At 39.4% G+C, this 535-nt stretch carries 2 protein-coding genes; both read left to right on the top strand.

Annotation, left to right across the window (positions count from 1 at the left end):
- On the top strand, positions 1–346 hold a 346-nt coding region (locus R7040_RS29570), incomplete at its 5' end, for a hypothetical protein (protein ID WP_318098064.1).
- Between the two features lie 6 nt (positions 347–352).
- Positions 353–535, top strand: a 183-nt coding sequence (locus R7040_RS29575; protein WP_318098065.1) for a hypothetical protein, incomplete at its 3' end; no start/stop codon positions are given.

Here is a 535-nt window from a genome sequence, read left to right on the forward strand (position 1 = left end):
GTCCAACCATTTGGACTCTGAAACAGACACCCAAGACATATTTATTGAGCTTCTAAGAGCAAGTAACTATATAAATATAATGAAGAAATACCAGACTTCTGCATTACTCCACGTAGACACAAGCTCTATTAAACTTTTGAACAAAGCAATAGCTCAGCGTGAAGCCGTACCTGGCAGCGGCGTTATGCGTAGCCGCGCTGTCTGGATTTACCAACTTAAGATGCATTATACGATGGAGAAAGTTTCTGTCTCTTCTCCCACCTTGTGGCAAGTTGAGATGATCAGAGAATCTGCTTTCAACAAAGAGTTCCCTGTTTCTATCTTCAAAATACGCGATATCGAGTGAGTGAACATGAAAAGTCAAAATAAAGAGCTTCAAGTTAACCCGAGAAACTTTCAACCGTCTTTGTTGCAAAAAAATTTACATAAATCACGCAAAGGAAAGTCAAAAACTAAAAAAGCGTTGGCAAAAGCTCCAAACTACTATAGAGACCTTTTTCAGCCAATTGAAGGGGTCTTTAGCCGACCTTCATTT

The sequence above is a fragment of the Vibrio sp. 1069 genome (assembly GCF_033340555.1).